Source organism: Emticicia sp. C21, from assembly GCF_003418935.1.
GTDB lineage: Bacteria > Bacteroidota > Bacteroidia > Cytophagales > Spirosomataceae > Emticicia.
Genome location: NZ_QVMT01000015.1, coordinates 1 through 17,565 on the forward strand (window position 1 = coordinate 1; position 17,565 = coordinate 17,565).

Sequence of the window (17,565 nt, forward strand, 5' to 3'; positions counted from 1 at the left end):
TTTAAAAACTTACTGATTAGATATGAAACAAATGCCAAGCATTGGTTGGGATTACACTATTTTGCCTTTGCAATCATTATCCTCAGAAAAAAGTATCAGTTGCATAAACATTAAACAACTTCATTAATAAAAACTCAACTCACTCTAACACCATATGCAAAATAGGAAAAGGCTTCCCAGTCCCATCTAATTCAGAACGACTAACAATCTTAAAACCATGATGCAGATAAAAACCAACAGCTTGTTCATTCTGCTCGTTTACATCTACTTTATTGATTTTTATTTCCTCTATGGCATGATTTAATAAGGCTTTACCAACACCATAGCCGATAGCATCTGCGTGTACAAATAGCATTTCAAGACTATCTTCATTCGTACCTATAAAGCCTAAAATTTGTCCCTCTTCATTTCTCACACAGGCCAGTTCAACCATTTCAAAATATTTATGCTCGTGTATGGTCTGCTTGAAAAATAAAATGTTTTCTTCTTTCAGGAAATGATGGGTAGCTCTTACGGAAGATTCCCATATATCTAAGAGTATATCGTGTTCTTCTTGTTTTACTTGGCTGATAGTGTAATAGGTAGTGGTCATTCTTAAAGTACTTTGGTCAACATAATCATGTGCCTACACTGAATCCCGTTTTCGTAGATAGGTTCTGTGTAATTATCAATAAAGAAATTCATTTTAATACCTGAAAGTTCAAAGCCCTGTTGCTGATAGAGGTATAATTGCCCGATACTGGCATTAGAGGTACCAATCAAAAGTGATTTATATCCACTGTCGATTGCTCTTCTGGTAGCATCTTTTAAGAGTAGTTTACCAATGCCCTGCCCTTGATAAGATTCAAGAACTGCAATATTCTTGATTTCAATATCGTCATCGCTCAATGGATAAAGTACATATTCAGCAATAACTTCATTGTGTATATGCGCCAGATAAATGGTTGAATTCGGTAGATACATATTGATAGCCTCAAGAGAAGGGTCTGCTGATAGCAATAGTTCATAGGGAATCTGCTCATTCTCCGCTAAAGTTTTGATAATCAGATTATCCATAAATTATTTGGTAGAAACATCAAGCAAGCGACTAGTCCTTACCGATTCATCAATCATTTCTCTTACTACATTAAGGTCTACATCGGTTAATTTTTTAATATAAATACATCCTTTACTAGTCTTGTGCTTACCTAATCTTTGCAGCATGTTTTCTCTTTTATCCGGGTCCATTCCTGTATATAGAACCAGTGCCTCTTTACGCGGAGAAAAGGCTACCAAAGGAGCATCACCTGAATGTCCACTCTCATATTTGTAATTATAAATCCCGAAACCAATGATACTTGGTCCCCACATTTTGGCCTCCAATCCGGTTTGACTTTGCATAATTTCGAGAAGTTCATAACCGTCTTTTCTTTTTTTTTCATCGGCTATCAAATCCAGAAAATCGCTGACTTTTACTGTGGTTTCGTGCGTTTTTGTCTTTGCCATAGGAGTTTGTAGTTGTTTGAGATTTAAACAAAGGTAAGAGAATTGAGTGATTTAGTGAATGAGCGATTGAGTGATTATTTTTATAATTTGAGAATTACCTTGGACTGGGAGTCAGGTGATTTACTTAATTGCACAAATTATTAATCAATACAATTACGAGATTATAAACTTATCGTTAAGCAATTAGGGAAACAAAATTATAAGGTAAAAATAATTTAATCACTAAATCACTCATTCACTGAATCACTAATTCTTAAATCCCTATCTTTGCCCCTTCAAAAAACACAACCAAAGTATGATTAAGTTGATAGTATGTGATATGGATGGTACCCTGTTGGATGGGCAAGGACAATTAAATGAAGAGTTTTGGGAAATAGAAACGAAATTAGCAGAAAAAGGGATAAAATTTGCCATTGCCAGTGGCCGGCAGTACTATAACCTGGTTGATCGATTCGATCGTATAAAGGATAACCTGATTTTTATAGCTGACAATGGCTCTTATGTCGTTTATCGCAATGAACAAGTGCATATAGATTCATTGGATAAAGAGTCGACCGATAGATTTATTGAAATTGGCCGTAAGGTTGAAGACGCCTATGTAACGGTCAGTGCTAAGAACTCTGCTTATGTTGAAAGTACAGATGAACGTTTTATTAAAGAAGTGAGCAAATATTTTAAAAGAATGGAAATAGTTACAGATTTAACTAAAGTAGAAGATACTGTGCTGAAAGTGACTATCTGTGATTTCAATAATTCTGAAACGAATAGCTATCTGCATTACAAGCAGTTTGAAAAAGAGTATAAAGTAGCAGTAGCCGGAAAACTCTGGTTAGACATCAGTGATTGGGGCGCCAATAAGGGCACTGCCATTAAGAAAATGCAGGAAAAGTTTAGTGTTTCTTTTGAAGAAACCATGGTTTTCGGCGATTACCTAAACGATATGGAAATGATGAGTGCGGGTAAGTATAGCTATGCGATGAAAAATGCTCACCCAAAAATTATTGAGGCTGCCAATTATGTTACCAGATTTACTAATAATGAAAATGGTGTTTTGGAAACTATTAAGGAGATGGGATTGGTGTAGGGAATTATTCTGATGAAACTGTTTCTGCTTGCAATGATTCTGCCCATTGTAAATTATCCGGCAAAAGACTTCTACTGAACTCTATATGTATCACACGCCTCTTTTGTTGGTTGATCGTTCGGTTAGATGCATGCAATAGCAAAGGTTTCATAAACATAATTCCTCCTTTCTTTACCGGACAAAGACATTCCGTTTCAACGCTCCAATTAATCGTTTCAGGGCGGTAAACTCCTCTTAGATGAGATTGTGGAATCACTTTTAAAGCTCCGTTGCCTTCATCCGTATCATCCAGATGAATTCTGATTGTGAAGTTGTCTTTCAATATTGACAAAGGTGGTTGAACGGCAAATTGCTGATGTTTGACTGTCCAGGGCCCGAAATCTTCTAGATCCAGTTTTTTATCAACTGAGATTGTTAAATCCTGATGATAGGCCACAAACCAGTTAGAATCTTCTGGTTTATCGAAATAGATGGATTTGACTACGAAATATTCTTTACCAAAAATTGAGTCGATAAGTGCTGTCAATCTTTGATTAAAAATTATATGAACAGTTTCTGGTACTTCATTTAGAAATTGTCTGATAGCAAATAAATCCTTAGTCTTTCTGAAAGTTAGTTTTGTGGTATCAATACTTGAAATGAGTTGCAATAAAGCATCAACTTCGGTATCACTAAAAACCTCATTTACTATGGCAAAGCCGTTGGCTTCGATTTTATTTTTGATGTTCTGGTTCATGCTTTTTTTAGCGAATGAGTGATTGTGTGACTAAAATACTTACAAGTGATAAACTAATCTACATGTATTTTCCCGCGACCAATCGAAACCTCTGTTCCATAATAGGAGCCACCATAAAAATGCCAATCTGCTTTTTCGATATTTGCAACTGCATTTTCAGGAGTTATTTCATCTAAGAAAGACGCCTCAACCTTTGCTTTAAACCACTTAATACTACTTGAAAATCCTTCGATTTCAACAAAATAATTCAACCATTTAGTACCACAATGCTTGCAAGTCTGTATACTAACCTCAGCAAACCTTCCATTGGTTTCATCAATACCGAATTCAATGGTTTCATAATTCAGATACGAAAAAGGTGGCATATGGCAGATGCAATCTGAAAGGGTCATACTTGAATAAGTGATTGTTTTGAACTGTACAACGATGGCACAGTTCAAAACGATTGTTATTTAAACCTCAAAGCTATCAGATTCAATATAGGCTTTAATCAAAGCCTGTTCGCCTTCTTTGCCGGGTTTTGCGTTGCCATGTTCCATACCCCAGATAAAAGTTCTATTATCGGCCATTCCTTTTTTATAAACGTGCTTAAAGATATTTTTGTAATTAATCTCACCGGTAGTAGGTTCTTTTCTACCAGGATTATCACCTATCTGAAAGTACCCTATTTCATTCCATGCCCAGTCGATATGTGGAATCACATGACCTTCATTTTTTTGTAAGTGATAAATATCATATAATATCTTGCAAGAGGGGCTATTTACTGCACGACATATTTCGTAAGTCTGATCAGAGGTTCTTAGAAACAGATTCGGGGTATCACTTAAAGGCTCCAATACCATTACAATACCATGTGGCTCCAATATTTCAGCACCACGTCTTAGGGCATCAATCACGTTTCCGGTTTGGATACCTATGGGAAGATTACGATCAAAATCACCCGGAACAACAGTTACAAATTTAGCGTTGCAACGCTTTGCTACCTCGATTGCCCGTTTACAACCATTGAGAAAAATATCTACATGTTCTTTTTTACTGGCAGCTAAAGTATTCGCACCATTCCCGCCTTTGTCAACTACAAACACGCCCATGGCCATACCTAATTTGGCCATTGTTTCGCCAATTTTGGTTTGCATTTCAGGAGTGCGGCCCATCATGCCATTATCTTCTAAGGCCGTGAAACCTACATCAGCCATAAATTTCAACTGGTCAATCAAATCATCACCAGCTGAATTTTTAAACATACCAAAGTGTGGCGCGTATTTGATTTTAAAATTGTTCTGACCTGCAAAAGCATTCAGTTTGCTGGCAAAAGGAACGGCAGATACACCGGCTAAGCCAGCCATTGAAAAAGAGTTTTTAATAAAGTTTCGACGTTGCATAGTAATGAGGTGAATAGTGGGTAAATAAATACGGATTAAAATTAATAAATTCTCTGATAATATACAGATTGTACAAAAAAAGCAAAGATTGACTGGGTTACAATCAATCTTTGTTTGAAAATTCAATAAGAATGTTATTTAATAACTCTGATAGAGTGACAACCTCTTGGCAGAAATAGCTTGAAATCCTGTTTCACTAAACTAGGCTTATCACCCTGATTTACTTTCCAGAACTCAACTCCACCGAAGTGCTTACCATAATTAAAATAATCATAAACAGTTACAGCCAGATTCTTACCACTTTGGTCGAATGCAAGACTCTTGGGAAGAATGCCTTCAAATTCATACTCACCTTGACTAACCAGACTACCATCAGGGGTCAATTTAAGCAAATTCAAAGAGGCTTTACGGTTTAAATCAGCACTATCCCATGAAAGATAAGTCTTTTTGATATTGGCAACCGCAATCAGACTACCATCAGGGCTAATAGCAAAACCTTCAGGATTCTGACCAACTTTAATTTTGCTAAGAGGGAAATGTTCAGAAGAACCATCTAAGTTGAACTTGATAACAAAGATTTCGCCGTCGGCTCCCACTTCATTACTTTTCAAATCAGTTACTACATAAAACTTACCATCAGGTGTAAATTGCCCTGCACCAGGCGATGTGCCTATTTTTACTGGTTTGCCCTGCAATTCCAGCCGGATAATTTTATTGGTCGGCCCATCACGAGTAGTTTTCAGTAAGCCAATTTCTTTGGTTTCTTCAAAGGTGAAAGCAATATAATTATCGTTAGGATGCCAGCTTACATCAGATATTTTTCCGGCAGGTAAATTTTGTGGTCTATGAATAATGCGGATAGGTTTACCCGCAGGGTCTAATTCTAACACTTGTAATTCTTTGCCTTCTTCTTCTGTACATAATACTAAGTATTCGCCTTTCGGACTTATATCTATACCAATCGGGTTCTTACCTGTAGGGAATTTATAAAGTACTTTTGGGTGCGCTATATCAACTATATCAACCACTGTGATGAATCCTCCGGCAGGTAGTTCCGAACTAAGATTATTCAATTCAGAAACATTATCAGCTACCATACCTCTGGTATCAACGACATAAGCCAAATGATGTGTATTTGAAACAACCATAGCCTTAGTATGATTGGCTGCCGAATTAGACACGATCACACTTTTTACTTCATCATACGTCTTCTCTAGAGGCAATTTGATAGTAGAGAAAGCGTCTTTCGATCCTTTTTCTTTATACAATTTCCCGTCATCAAAGGCAGATGCGGCCATGTCTGCATCAGAGATAGCAATGATACCTTTAGCCTCAAAGGATAAACTTTGCGAAAAAGAAGTAATACTAATGAGTAAAAATAGTGGGACGAAGATTTTTTTCATGTTTAGTATAACTTTGGTTTGTAATGCAATTTTCTAAAAAGCAGTTTAATAAAAACTGCCTCTTAGCTTTCAGCATCATAAACCTGAACCTTTTCCCAAAGATGAGAGCATTTGGTTACAAAGGCTAAATGATCAGGGTGAGTCTGGTAAGCGGCTTGTTGCTCAGCGGTATCAAAGATCCAGGTAATTGAAAATTGGTAAGTAAAATCAATTACAGCACGATTAGTATTGGCAGGAGTACCTACGTATGCTGTCTGGATTAAGTCGATTTTAGACAATTCTAATAGGCCCTCATGCAAAGCCTGATGGTCGGCTTGATTGTCTTTATCTTTTAACCAGAAAAATACAGTATGAACGAATCCTTTCTTTAAATTAGCCATGTCAAGGAACGGTTTAATTGAAGTTTAAAATATGAATTATTGATTAGTAGCAAAAAAAGTGAGGGTACTTAACAGGTAATCATCTATTGAAGAACCATGATCTCCATTAGTTATCAGGTTTAATTTAACATTAGTAGCTCCTCTCTTTACCATAGCATCGTAAGCTGTTTGAGTATTGAAAGACGGTACATAGGTATCAGCTGTACCATGTGTCAGTAGGGTTGGTGTTTTAGGCTTCCAATCGAAAATATCATTGTCTTTTACCGCATTTGCTAAGGCTGTGTCAGAATCATTAACTATGCTTTGTTTAAGAGCATCTGAAATAATAGTATTGAAGCTACCGGAAATTCTTACGTTTTGTTTGTCTTTCTGTATCTGACTTGCGTAAGGTTCTTTAAAATAACTGGTCAAATCACGATTCAATTTATAGATTCTATCGTATGTGAGAATTACCCATATATACGAAGCATTATGAGTGGCATTTCCAGAAGAACCTATACTCCCAATAGTCTTAAAACTTAAGGTTTTATTGTATGCTCCCGCACCACAGCTTGATGCTCTCAGGTTAAATTCACCAGAAGCCTCTTCTTCTATTTTCTTTTGTAAAGCAAGCGTCGCATAGCCTCCTTCGGAGTATCCACCAAGAAACACTTTATTATTCCAGTTGATTTTCTCTTGCTGAATAAACTCTTTGGCAGCTCTTAACATATCAAGGCTGGCATTGGCCAATCCTTCCCGGTGCTCATAGGTGTGAGGTAGATTGTTAGTAGAACCATAGCCAATATAATCTGGAGCGGATACGATATAGCCTAGAGTTGCTAAAACTGAAGCTAATGTACCCTCACCCTCAGCATTAAAATAAGACGGGGCTTCAGTATCCGAAAAGATAGTGCCATGTTGATAGCTGGCTAAAGGCAGAGGGTCAGTTTGATTAGGTATATTAGGGATCACCAATGCACCGGAAGCCTGAATCTCGGTACCATCGGTATTTTTGGTTTTATATACAATCTTATATTGTTTTACGCCACCTCGAATGAATAAAGCATAGTCAGAAGCTTGTGAGCCTAGTGCTGTTAAGAGTTGTTCTTTAGTATATTCATGCACTAAGGTTGCCTTAACTAATACGACAGGTTGTGGATTGGGTTCGGTAGTGGAATTATCACACGACCATACAAAAACAGATAGGTTGATTAAAACAATAAAATACTTGAAATATTTAATTTTCATAGTGTTCGGTGATTGAATGACAAAGTTATTAAATTTATTGGATTAGCACCTTCGCATGAGTTCTTTTTTGGAAGGATAAGGATGCTTTGGTTAAAATAAAACAAAGAGCATTACTGTCATTTATTAAACTTTCAAGGAAAAAATGATATGGCCTTTTAATAAATTAGGATACATTATAATCTGGTCTTACACAAAAGAATGAATATAAGTTTGTGATAAGAAATGACCTTTTTTATAACGATAAAAGCTTAATAATCTTTTGAAGGGCTAGTAGAATTATTGGTTTTGTAGCATAAATAAAAAATGTGATGAAACACACAAATTAGAAGAGGTGGTGTTCCATCACATTATAGAAGAATCTTTAATGTCTTGCTTTACTATTTATTTTTAGACTTTGGTTTTTCAACCTCGTCTTTTATATCTCTCGAATCTGGCGCTTCATCTCTATTAGGAGCTGATGTATCTCTTGGAGCTTTACGATGGCTTTCCAAGTGAGTAATATGCTTATTGTCGCTGCGCGGACTTGGTATTATGCCCATAGTTGTAATTAGTTTATTTAATTAAAAAGAGTAATTAACCCTACTGCCCAATAAGATAAAAAATCCATTCCTAGCTTACAAAAGTGCTTCTTGAAGCTCGTTTTAACCTAATTTGTGGCAAAATCTCCTCACGTATAGGTAGATTTTTTTCGACAAATCAGTTTTTAAAGGCATTCCAGGTAAAAATAATTGGCAAGGCTTTTTGCAGAACAGATAGTGCGTTAATCAAATAGATCTGGAAGTAAACTTGAAATTTGAAACAGATATAAGAATCAATCAGGCACCAGATTGTGAATGCAACAACGATAGCATTTCTTGCCCATGTTTCTTTTTTTTGAAAAGGATACCAGACTATATAGGCTAACAATACATAGCAACAGGCAATAGTGCCACCCAAAGGCCCGGCTACAAACTGCCTGAACTCTTTTACATCTGTAGGAATCTCATTTAAATGCCAGAAAATCCTGGAAATGGCTTGGTCATAATGAGGGAATAATGGTAAATTGACATTAAAAGCAAAGAGCATTGCCAGAATAGCTAGTAGGAGGCTACTGTAAAAAAGCCATCTTTGCCAGAAGATAAAAGAGTTTTTCAAGAAATGCGGGTTTTAATATTATTTTTGGCAGAGACGCTGTGAATTGCATCTCCACCAAATATAAATCTTATATTTTATTCTTTCTTAGCTTTAGTATTGCTCTTAATTACCGCCTGAATTACATCCCACATTTCGTTAGGAATGGCATTCAGGTGATTAAATTCTCCGGCACCGTTTATCCATTCTCCTCCATCTATCGTTACTACTTCACCATTAATATAAGAAGAAAAGTCTGACATCAGGTATGCCGCCAGATTGGCTAATTCCTGATGCTCACCCACACGTTTGAGAGGTACATTGCCAAAATCAGAAAATCTTTCTCGTAAATGTTCCGGGAAAGCATCAACCGGAAACAATCTATCCCAGGCTCCTTTGGTAGGGAAAGGCCCTGGCGCAATTGCATTGAATCGGATTCCATATTTAGCCCATTCTACTGCCAGACTACGCGTCATAGCCAGTACCCCAGATTTCGCCATAGCGGATGGTACTACAAATGCAGAGCCTGTCCATGCATATGTTGTAACAATACTTAATACAGTCGCCTTTTGTTTTTGCTCAATCCAATGTTTTCCAAAGGCTAGTGTACAATAATAACTACCTTTTAAAACTATATCAACAACTGTGTCAATAGCTCGATGAGAGAGACGTTCGGTGGGGGAGATGAAGTTGCCTGCAGCATTATTTAATAAACCATCAACTTTACCAAATTCAGCAATGGTTTTGTCTTTCATGGCTTCTATGGCACCATAATCTCTCACATCGCAGGCAATTGGTAATATTTTACCACCTGTTTCTTGTGTCAGTTCATGGGCAGTTTCTTCCAGGACCTGAAGTTTTCGGCTGGTAATAACTACATTTGCACCCAACTGAAGAAAATATTTAGTCATTGATTTGCCTAGTCCGGTACCACCGCCTGTTACTACAAAGGTTTTTCCTTCTAAAGCGCCGTCTCTTAGCATCGGTTCATTATATGCCATTATCAAATTCGGTTTTGAGTGTTGAGATAATTTGTATTAATTCAGGAAAGATTTTGCTTGAAATAATTACCGTAAAACTAGAATAAAAAAGCCACAGATGAAATACTCATCTATGGCTTTTTAGAAAAACTCTATATTGATGGTTTACAATCAATTATGCACCAATTTTAGCAGCTACTAATTTAACTTCTACTGTAAAGTTGTCATAAATCGCTTTGTCACCAATGGCATCAAAGAATGATTTTGAAGCGTATTTGCTACCGAATTTAGTACGGTCTACTTCAAATTTAGCAGATGCGCTTGCACCGCCTTTTTTGTCGATGCTTACAGTTGCAGGGAAAGAGATTGGCTGTGTAACACCATTGATAGTCAGGTTACCTGCAATGTCATAGTTTGCACCACCTTTAGGTAAAGCTTTTGTAATTTTAAATGTAGCTGTTGGATATTTAGCTGCATCAAAGAAATCAGGAGCTTTTAAGTGACCTACCAATTTCGCATTGTAGTCTGCATCTTTTACATCAAGAACTTTGATACTATTGATGTCAATCGTGAAATCACCACCAGTTAATTTGTCGCCATCTACAATAAGGTTACCATTTTGAATGTTGATTGTACCATTGTGTTCTCCTGTGATTTTCTTACCTAACCAGTTAAAAGTGCTGGCTTGCGTGTCTACTTTCAAGGTTTGTGGTGCTTTTTTGCCTTTATCAGCCATTGCTGAAATACTTACGAACCCTGCGATTGCTACTGTGAATAAACTTTTAAAAATTTTCATTGGTTTTGATACTTTGGTTTAAGCAATTAAAAAAATAAAGTGAAAAATAAAATCTTTATAATCAATAGATTAAGTAGGTTATTAAACTATAAGTACTTAATCTTCGAAAAGAACCGAATTAATTACTACCTCTGAGCTTGTCTAATAAACCACTTAAGGTTTCAGCTTCATCTGGTGTTAGGTTCGAAAAAGACGTTTCCCAGCTTTCCTGTAATACATCAATTTCTTTCAGAACATCCAGACCCAGTTGAGTAATTCTTACATCGCATGCCCGTCTGTCATCTTTGTTGTCGCATCTTGAAGCCAAATCTTTTGCCAATAATTTGTCGACAAGGCGAGAAGCGTTTGACATTTTATCCAACATCCGTTCAATGATTCCATTCACAGTAATCGGATTTGGATATTGCCCTCTTAGAATGCGTAACACATTGTATTGCTGAGCCGTCAGATCAAACGGTTTCAGAATATTCATATGGTCGCTGTTCATCCAGTTATTGGTAAAAAGAATATTTACTACCAATTTCTGATATGGACTCTTAAAAGGTTTTTGTTGTTTTATGTCCTTTTCAATTGACATATTTTCGTAAATAACTAATGAGTTTATATAATACACTAACAATATATGTTAGTACATATAATACAAGTGTCGATGAAAGATAGTTCCTGGACTTGAAAAAAAATTATCTTAGCGGAATAATACTTGGGGCAGAAATATCAAAATCACGCAAGCGAAGTGGCTGAATGCTATCGAAACCAAAGCGAAAATTAGAACTGGTATTGGGAAGATTTGGATAATATCCAATACGAATCTGGAATGTCTTAAAGGTAAGATTTTCGTTTCTGATTCTCAAACCTATGCCATAGCCCTGATAAAGGGTGCTATGAAAGAGAGGAACACTGCGTAAACTCACCAAACCAAAATTGGCAAAAGTAAAGTAAGCAACCCTGAAACCTATCAGGCTTTTCTTTGAAAACAAAACGGATTCAAAGCCTAGGGTCAAACGCTTATCACCAATTAAAGAGCTGCTATTAACACCGACTATACCATCTTGCCCACTGATATTCAGATAATCGACAGGGTCTCTATTAATACCATAGGTAAAACCGAAATTGATAAAGTTTCTGGTCTGTGCATTACCTAATTTCATTAAAGGGCTGAAATAGAAACTTTGAAGGCCTACTGTACCTTGTTGCGCTTCTTTGCCTTTTAAATAAGTGCCAATATTAGCCAGAAAATATAAGTAACCTTTTTCGCGTGCCAGATAGGTGCCGTTGGCATATTGGAGTCCTGCATAATTTCTAGCACCAAATTCTGTTTGTTCCCGCCCAAAGGTCAAAGCGACTAAACTACCAGTCGGAACATCCTCCGTTCGTCCAAATCCATAAATCAAAATGTCTCTTTTATAATAACGGGTTGAGTATCCGATACTTCCTAAAATAGTAGTTCTGTCCCAATATATCTTATTAGTATCGGCTCTTACCTCGGGTCTGGTTCGGAATTCATAACTGGTTCGGCGCGCAGCCAGCACAAGTCTCTGACTTGCTCTGGAACCTTGTAGTTTAAATGCATGCCCATACCATATGTCAGAATAATAATAGCCTGTCTGGTAGACTAGTTCTTTTTCGAAAAGGTTTAATTTTTTGTATTCCCTGATTTTATAGTAGCCTAACTCAATCGCCCCAGCATCTTTCGTATCAACCGTCAGGAATGGTCTAAAAGCTCTTACAGAAAACTGGGTTAAATCTCTTTCCCGGATGGCACTAATTTGTCCTGTCACAAAGCTTTTACCAATGTAAGGAATTGTGTAGATGCTTCTTGCGCCAAATTCCTGATAGGGATCATCTTTTTTCCAGGTTACTTTATTTAAAAAGGAATGGCCATTCCCTTGAAAATTACGATCTTCAATCCCAATTTTAAAATCTTTTAGGCTACTGGCGCCTAAATCAAAATTGATTGACCATACATCCTGTATTAATATAGTAATATCTACCATCCAGTTGCTTCCTTTTCTCTCGTTTACTAAAATACGAGCATCGTGAATAACGGGATTAGCTCTGAGAAGCCGCTCTGTATCTTTTAAAGTTTGTGGATTAAGCTTATCCCATTCTTTGAAGAGTAGAAATGATCTACGGATAACCTTTTCGCGGGTATTGGTATGGAAATTCTTACTCGCGAAGCGTTCAAAACGGTTACCTCTTCTCGTAGTATCATTTACCGAGGGGCCAAAGATATCCAATTGCCTGATGATAATACTGCCTATAGTTTTACCCTCGTACTGTGCGAATGGATTGGTCTCTAATTTGTCAATTTCGTTTTTAAGTACGTTAGTGTTGTATACATCTCTGAACAAAAAGCCATATATCTGTCTGCCAATTTTGGTTTTACCCATTCTGCTTTTCAATTTGGTATACATGACGCTGTCTTTAGCAGACTTGTCGCTGTCAAATTTTTCATAGTCAGGGGTTTGTCCGTAAGTAAAATGCGATAGCAGTAAGAATATAAAAGCCCACTTGTTCATGCTGAAAAGATACGATTTTTTTACAAAATCGCAATATTTTTGTCTTCTATTAACAAGGATGTTAACAATTGCGAAATAGTTGGATTCAGTATAGCTATAAGCATAATATAAGGCAGATTGTTTATAATTAACTATAAAAATAGCGGGTACTGGTGTTACCCGGTACCCGCTATTGGTTTGTTTGTACTGAAGTTTTACTTTTTGAGTTACTCTGACCTTACAATGGTAATCGGTACGCAGATCTTAGGACCACAACTTGAACAGGCTGCTGGAGGGCTGACTACCGTATTCAATGCACATGTATTGCTATCGGTTATTACTAAAGTTTTATTACCACTCGTTATTAATCCAGCCGGAATCGGCACACTAGCGCTACCGTACGTGAATGTCCCTGGTACTGCAGAACCGTTTAAGGTTACTGTATAGTTACCACCGCTTCCTCCCGAAGGATTTAAAGTGATAGTGAAAGTATCATCCGCTGAATCTCCTGTCGTACCTGCATTGTTACAAATAGCCACCGCATTCGCCGATAATGGTGATGGATTGACTGTTACTGTAACAGTATCGGAGTTGGAGCACCCCAGGGCATCTGTAATCGTGACGGTATAGTTGGTAGTTATAGTAGGAGAAACGCTTATGGTCGAAGTGGTTGCCCCGGTATTCCAGAGTAAAGTACCTGTACCCGTAGCTGTAAGTGGGCTGGTTACTCCTGCACAAGCCGCTAAATTTGAACCAGCATTAATACTTGGTAAGGCATTTACATCGATAATAACCGGGCAACAGTTTCCTGAGAGACAACCACTTGTCGACGTAAAATCAACTGTATAATCACCACTTGTTGATACTATCAACGTGTCGTTGGTAGCGCCAACGATAAGCGTATCGTTTCTATACCATTGATGAGCTCCTGCTGTTGGTGCAATAAGTGTAATTGTTCTGCCCTGACATATATCTATTGGCACCGTAACACAGGCACTGGCAATGTGATCTTGTGTTGAAGCATTGTCGGTATCAGTTTCGTTTGATGCTGTAATCTGTGCCACATTAGTCACTACTCCGGAAGAATCAGCAGTTGCTGAAATAGTAAGCGCAATACTGTTGGTTAAACCACCTAAAGCACTACCAATAGTCCAGATTCCAGTTCCTTGATTATAAAACGTTCCTGTTCCTGCAGTATGCGATACATAAGTTAATCCTGTGGGCAAAAGATCAGTCACCTTAACTCCAGTAGCGTTTTGAGTCGTATTGTCACGAGTAGCAGTAATAGTGAAAACTACTGTGCCGCCTTTTACTGGTGTTGAATTATTAACAGTTTTAGAGAGAGATAAATCGATAACATTGGTGTCACAACCATCAGGTACTCCGTCTCCATCTGTATCTAATGAGTCGTCTCCGGTAGAACATTTATCCATACAATTAGGTGTACCATCGTTGTCTGAATCAAGTTTTACATATGCATAGAAGACATTCACATCAGCCAGTACAGAAACACCACTAACAGTTATTCTCACCTGATTAAATGGCATAGTTGTTCTAAAACCTATTTGATAAATAGGTGCAGCGCCTGATAGCGCAACTGCTGATAGAAGAGAAGCTCCAGAAATAGTTTCCCGTGCAGAACCATTCTCGAACGTACTTATGGTAATTCCTCCTAATAGAGTAGCACTTAAGATAGTTGCATTGTTTTGTATCACAAAACCAGTAAAAGTTCCTGCTGCATAAGTAGAAGCTGCATTTACCTGAATGTAGCGACTACAACCTAACCCTACAGGAATATTAATATTAGCAAAGTTGGTCGTATCTGTATCTGTAGTAAAGCCGGGGTTAGTAGTTGAAGCACCTATACAAATACCTGATGTACCAGTTGTAGGAGCGCCAGAGGCTCTAGTACCAACAAGAGCATTTACGCAATCATGCGCACAAGTGGCTGGCCCTTCAAATGCTTCATAAACACGGAGTGTTGTCAGAGCTGTTACTGTTCCATTAGCGACTAATCTTACTTCATCAAAATCGGCGCTTGTTGTAAAGCTAAGAATCTGTTTACCTGTAGCTGTACTTTGTAAAACTGCCAGATTCAGTGCTGGAGTTCCACCTATAGTGGCCGTTTGTTGTAGTACGCCGTTACGATAGGTCTGAATACTTAAATTTCCTAAAACAGCCGTATTCAATAAGCCTGCGTCCGGAGCTATTATGAAGCCGGCCTCATTACCAGCCGGATAGTATTGCAGCGAATCTTTTACAATCATGAGATTGTAATTACTAAGCAGTTGAGCGCCTAGTGTAACTGTAGCATAATTATTCAAATTACCGTCTACAACATTTCCCGGATTCGTTATGCTACAAAGAGCACATACACCTCCACCTAGTGGCGTACCAACATAAGCCCCGGTTCCTACGATTGGGTCAAGGCAAATCCGGTTGTTTTCGATAGTTTGTTGGCTGAGAGCTATCCCCGAGTAGGAAGCTAAAAGTAAAAGCAAAAGTAGCCTGCATGTAGTTTTCATCGTTACCATGTGCAAAAGTTTTAAATTAAATGTTTAGCAAAAGATTAAAACGCCAGAATAATCTCAAAGCCGCCTAGACTTTAAGATGGCCATCCTATACATCTTACAGCAAAAATTACTTTAGAAAATCGAGCAAAAGTCGTTAAACAATGGTGCAGAATAATGACATAACAATTCCTATGAAGCCTTTCAGAGAAGACCTCTTATTAATAATTTAATCTGCCTAAGCTAATAGGAAAAGTGTCGGTCATATCTGGCACCTTACAGCAATTAATAATTATTCAGCAAAAGTTTTTAATATCAGATGTAACAAATAGAGGTATAGCAATTCCCATTGAGACCTTTGTGCAAAGGATTCTCTGTTCTTAATGAAGTAAGAAATATTAGGGGAGATATGACAATCCATTCTTGCATCCGACAGCAAAAGTTTTTGTTTTTATTAGCAAAAGTTTTAAATTTTCATGCAAAGTATAAACAATACGTATCTCACAAAGTCCCAGCTACTAGACTTCTTGTTATTTTTTAATCAATAATTAAGATGGAGGTATAATTGTTTGTACTGGCATTTTTTAGCAAAAGTTTATATTATAATTGAGCAAAAGTCTTATAAAATAATAAAATAACGACATAGCAATTTCTTTGTGACTTATCGCACAGATAACTTCTGATTCTTAATCTGGTTAAGAAATATAGGAGGAGATATATTGTTTACTATGTACATCCGTTCCGCAAAAGTTATTTTGGGTTCATCAAGCTGATTTGCTTGTTGGATTATTCAAGAAGAGAGTAACATGTTCCATCTCTTAGCCTAGGCTAAGAATATAATAATTATATGCCTTAATTGTGATTAAGAATCTGGAAAATGATATGTGACTTATTGAGCACATCTTAAAGTAAATCAGGTATAATTGATTACAACAAAGGTTATTTTTAATGTTTAGCAAAAAAATGTTCTTACTATTTATTCTCTTATTTTAAATTTAGTAGACCCAAGAGAATTTTTTTAATGTTAATTATTAGCAAGAAATAATTGTGCCAATTTTTTATTGAATGTATTATATTGCTCTATTATAGAATTATTCTAATAAATAGTGCCGTTTAGTAAAGAATTTGTTGAATAGTTTTTTAATAAAATTATCTAACGGATACGTAGTAATTTTTTGATTATCAGCGATTTACACTTTAGTACGAATTTTGTTGTCAAAATACCTCCATTCAATCAGGTAATTAAATTTATGCCAAAATATAAATCTTCAAAAATTATATATGTATGTAATAACATATATATATACGTGAACTTATTTGTCTGAAAATTAGAGGAATGTTCGTAATTATAAAGCAGATTTATTTACTTCGCATTTCAAAAAAATTGCAATGTATTTAGCCAGACCTCTTATACTAGCTTCCAATTCTCCACGCCGAAAAGAAATTATGCATAATGCAGGATTTGAGTTTTCAGTAAAAGTTATTCCTACCGATGAAGTCTTTCCTAAAGACATGCCAGTAGAAGAAGTACCGGCTTTTCTGGCAAAAAATAAAGCAGCCTGTTTTAGTGAGAACCTAAATGATGAAATTATTCTTTGCGCAGATACAGTAGTGGTAATTGAAAATGAAATCATTAACAAACCTGCTGATATTAATGATGCCCGTAGGATGCTTAGCTTATTAAGTGACAAAGTACACAGGGTTATTACGGGTGTTTGCATCATGACAAAAGAAGAAGTAATTACGCTGGCAGATACTACTTATGTAACTTTCAAACCTTTGAGTGAATGGGAAATAGAATATTATATACAAAAATGCCATCCATTTGATAAAGCCGGGAGCTATGGTGTGCAAGACTTTATAGGTATGATTGGTATTACAAAGATTGAGGGGTCTTTTTATACAGTAATGGGTTTACCTATTCATCGGGTTTATGAAGAGTTAGAAAAATACATGGTTCGTTGAGACGTGCTT

General features: G+C 36.8%; 18 protein-coding genes. 2 read left to right on the top strand and 16 right to left on the bottom strand.

What is annotated here, in order from left to right; translation table 11 throughout:
* Window positions 1-139: 139 nt before the first annotated feature.
* From D0T08_RS24075 to D0T08_RS24085, 3 genes are read right to left on the bottom strand one after another with little or no spacing between them, the layout of a single operon-like run.
* Window positions 140-592 (bottom strand): GNAT family N-acetyltransferase, encoded by a 453-nt coding sequence (locus D0T08_RS24075; RefSeq protein WP_116985308.1) that lies wholly within the window; start codon window positions 590-592, stop codon window positions 140-142.
* 2 nt (window positions 593-594) lie between these two features.
* Complete coding sequence (locus tag D0T08_RS24080; protein ID WP_116985309.1) at window positions 595-1,056, bottom strand: GNAT family N-acetyltransferase; 462 nt, start codon at window positions 1,054-1,056, stop codon at window positions 595-597.
* Window positions 1,057-1,059: 3 nt separating this feature from the next.
* Window positions 1,060-1,485 (bottom strand): DUF1801 domain-containing protein, encoded by a 426-nt coding sequence (locus D0T08_RS24085; protein WP_116985310.1) that lies wholly within the window; start codon window positions 1,483-1,485, stop codon window positions 1,060-1,062.
* Between the two features lie 295 nt (window positions 1,486-1,780).
* Between D0T08_RS24085 and D0T08_RS24090 the strand changes: the two genes are divergently transcribed.
* Window positions 1,781-2,569 carry an HAD family hydrolase gene (locus D0T08_RS24090; protein ID WP_116985311.1) on the top strand — a complete coding sequence of 263 codons (789 nt, stop codon included), beginning with the start codon at window positions 1,781-1,783 and terminating at the stop codon, window positions 2,567-2,569.
* 4 nt (window positions 2,570-2,573) lie between these two features.
* Here the strand turns inward: D0T08_RS24090 and D0T08_RS24095 are convergent, their stop codons facing one another.
* From D0T08_RS24095 to D0T08_RS24150, 13 genes are all read right to left on the bottom strand, one after another.
* The gene (locus D0T08_RS24095; protein WP_116985312.1) at window positions 2,574-3,305 is read right to left on the bottom strand and encodes a phytanoyl-CoA dioxygenase family protein; all 732 of its coding nucleotides are present in this window, start codon (window positions 3,303-3,305) and stop codon (window positions 2,574-2,576) included.
* A gap of 53 nt (window positions 3,306-3,358) precedes the next feature.
* Window positions 3,359-3,697, bottom strand: coding sequence for a hypothetical protein (locus D0T08_RS24100; protein WP_147322842.1), 339 nt, complete (start codon window positions 3,695-3,697; stop codon window positions 3,359-3,361).
* Between the two features lie 60 nt (window positions 3,698-3,757).
* On the bottom strand, window positions 3,758-4,687 hold the full coding sequence (locus tag D0T08_RS24105) for a hydroxypyruvate isomerase family protein (RefSeq protein WP_116985314.1): 930 nt from the start codon (window positions 4,685-4,687) through the stop codon (window positions 3,758-3,760).
* Window positions 4,688-4,821: 134 nt separating this feature from the next.
* Complete coding sequence (locus D0T08_RS24110; RefSeq protein ID WP_116985315.1) at window positions 4,822-6,090, bottom strand: WD40 repeat domain-containing protein; 1,269 nt, start codon at window positions 6,088-6,090, stop codon at window positions 4,822-4,824.
* 62 nt (window positions 6,091-6,152) lie between these two features.
* Window positions 6,153-6,470, bottom strand: a complete 318-nt coding sequence (locus D0T08_RS24115; protein WP_116985316.1) for a Dabb family protein — start codon at window positions 6,468-6,470, stop codon at window positions 6,153-6,155.
* Window positions 6,471-6,506: 36 nt separating this feature from the next.
* Window positions 6,507-7,697, bottom strand: coding sequence for a S9 family peptidase (locus tag D0T08_RS24120; protein ID WP_116985317.1), 1,191 nt, complete (start codon window positions 7,695-7,697; stop codon window positions 6,507-6,509).
* A 377-nt stretch (window positions 7,698-8,074) separates the two neighbouring features.
* Window positions 8,075-8,236, bottom strand: a complete 162-nt coding sequence (locus tag D0T08_RS27670; protein ID WP_158561340.1) for a hypothetical protein — start codon at window positions 8,234-8,236, stop codon at window positions 8,075-8,077.
* A 157-nt stretch (window positions 8,237-8,393) separates the two neighbouring features.
* Entirely contained in the window at window positions 8,394-8,831 is a 438-nt protein-coding gene (locus D0T08_RS24125; RefSeq protein WP_147322843.1) for a hypothetical protein, read from the bottom strand.
* A 74-nt stretch (window positions 8,832-8,905) separates the two neighbouring features.
* Window positions 8,906-9,808, bottom strand: coding sequence for an SDR family oxidoreductase (locus D0T08_RS24130; RefSeq protein ID WP_116985319.1), 903 nt, complete (start codon window positions 9,806-9,808; stop codon window positions 8,906-8,908).
* Window positions 9,809-9,962: 154 nt separating this feature from the next.
* Complete coding sequence (locus D0T08_RS24135; protein WP_116985320.1) at window positions 9,963-10,583, bottom strand: YceI family protein; 621 nt, start codon at window positions 10,581-10,583, stop codon at window positions 9,963-9,965.
* 118 nt (window positions 10,584-10,701) lie between these two features.
* Window positions 10,702-11,160 (bottom strand): MarR family winged helix-turn-helix transcriptional regulator, encoded by a 459-nt coding sequence (locus D0T08_RS24140; RefSeq protein ID WP_116985321.1) that lies wholly within the window; start codon window positions 11,158-11,160, stop codon window positions 10,702-10,704.
* A gap of 103 nt (window positions 11,161-11,263) precedes the next feature.
* Window positions 11,264-13,102: a hypothetical protein gene (locus D0T08_RS24145; RefSeq protein ID WP_116985322.1), complete on the bottom strand. Its 1,839-nt coding sequence runs from the start codon at window positions 13,100-13,102 to the stop codon at window positions 11,264-11,266.
* 206 nt (window positions 13,103-13,308) lie between these two features.
* Window positions 13,309-15,615, bottom strand: coding sequence for a DUF11 domain-containing protein (locus D0T08_RS24150; protein ID WP_116985323.1), 2,307 nt, complete (start codon window positions 15,613-15,615; stop codon window positions 13,309-13,311).
* A 1,365-nt stretch (window positions 15,616-16,980) separates the two neighbouring features.
* Between D0T08_RS24150 and D0T08_RS24155 the strand changes: the two genes are divergently transcribed.
* Window positions 16,981-17,556 carry a Maf family nucleotide pyrophosphatase gene (locus tag D0T08_RS24155; RefSeq protein ID WP_116985324.1) on the top strand — a complete coding sequence of 192 codons (576 nt, stop codon included), beginning with the start codon at window positions 16,981-16,983 and terminating at the stop codon, window positions 17,554-17,556.
* Window positions 17,557-17,565: the final 9 nt, after the last annotated feature.

Coding starts and splice junctions, on each gene's coding strand:
- D0T08_RS24075 (WP_116985308.1), bottom strand. CDS start 592: ATGACCACTACCTATTACACTATCAGCCAAGTAAAACAAGAAGAACAC.
- D0T08_RS24080 (WP_116985309.1), bottom strand. CDS start 1,056: ATGGATAATCTGATTATCAAAACTTTAGCGGAGAATGAGCAGATTCCC.
- D0T08_RS24085 (WP_116985310.1), bottom strand. CDS start 1,485: ATGGCAAAGACAAAAACGCACGAAACCACAGTAAAAGTCAGCGATTTT.
- D0T08_RS24090 (WP_116985311.1), top strand. CDS start 1,781: ATGATTAAGTTGATAGTATGTGATATGGATGGTACCCTGTTGGATGGG.
- D0T08_RS24095 (WP_116985312.1), bottom strand. CDS start 3,305: ATGAACCAGAACATCAAAAATAAAATCGAAGCCAACGGCTTTGCCATA.
- D0T08_RS24100 (WP_147322842.1), bottom strand. CDS start 3,697: ATGACCCTTTCAGATTGCATCTGCCATATGCCACCTTTTTCGTATCTG.
- D0T08_RS24105 (WP_116985314.1), bottom strand. CDS start 4,687: ATGCAACGTCGAAACTTTATTAAAAACTCTTTTTCAATGGCTGGCTTA.
- D0T08_RS24110 (WP_116985315.1), bottom strand. CDS start 6,090: ATGAAAAAAATCTTCGTCCCACTATTTTTACTCATTAGTATTACTTCT.
- D0T08_RS24115 (WP_116985316.1), bottom strand. CDS start 6,470: ATGGCTAATTTAAAGAAAGGATTCGTTCATACTGTATTTTTCTGGTTA.
- D0T08_RS24120 (WP_116985317.1), bottom strand. CDS start 7,697: ATGAAAATTAAATATTTCAAGTATTTTATTGTTTTAATCAACCTATCT.
- D0T08_RS27670 (WP_158561340.1), bottom strand. CDS start 8,236: ATGGGCATAATACCAAGTCCGCGCAGCGACAATAAGCATATTACTCAC.
- D0T08_RS24130 (WP_116985319.1), bottom strand. CDS start 9,808: ATGGCATATAATGAACCGATGCTAAGAGACGGCGCTTTAGAAGGAAAA.
- D0T08_RS24135 (WP_116985320.1), bottom strand. CDS start 10,583: ATGAAAATTTTTAAAAGTTTATTCACAGTAGCAATCGCAGGGTTCGTA.
- D0T08_RS24140 (WP_116985321.1), bottom strand. CDS start 11,160: ATGTCAATTGAAAAGGACATAAAACAACAAAAACCTTTTAAGAGTCCA.
- D0T08_RS24145 (WP_116985322.1), bottom strand. CDS start 13,102: ATGAACAAGTGGGCTTTTATATTCTTACTGCTATCGCATTTTACTTAC.
- D0T08_RS24150 (WP_116985323.1), bottom strand. CDS start 15,615: ATGGTAACGATGAAAACTACATGCAGGCTACTTTTGCTTTTACTTTTA.
- D0T08_RS24155 (WP_116985324.1), top strand. CDS start 16,981: ATGTATTTAGCCAGACCTCTTATACTAGCTTCCAATTCTCCACGCCGA.